General features: G+C 74.9%; 1 pseudogene. It reads right to left on the bottom strand.

The features are described from left to right. Window positions 1–283 (bottom strand): annotated as a pseudogene (locus PUR26_RS01800) (hypothetical protein); the annotation flags it as partial.

The raw sequence follows: 283 nt of genomic DNA, 5'->3' as shown, positions 1-283 counted from the left end.
GGCGAGTTCGCGGTAGTGCACGAGGTGGCGGTGCTCGGTGCCGTCCCGGTCGCCGGCCTCGTCGAGACGCTCGGCCGCGTACTCCGCCACCGTCTCCAGCAACCGGTACCGCATCACCCCCGGCACCACCGCCCCCGGCACCGCACCGGGCACCGCCGCCCCCGGCGCCGCGACCACCAGCGACTTGTCGACAAGGGAACCCAGCACCCCCACGACGTCCGGCCCCCCGCAGACCGCCTCCGCCGCCTCCAGATCACACCCGCCGGAGAACACCGACAACCGC

Source organism: Streptomyces sp. SP18CS02 (assembly GCF_036322365.1).
GTDB lineage: Bacteria > Actinomycetota > Actinomycetes > Streptomycetales > Streptomycetaceae > Streptomyces.
This window is presented reverse-complemented; position numbering and strand designations above follow the sequence as displayed.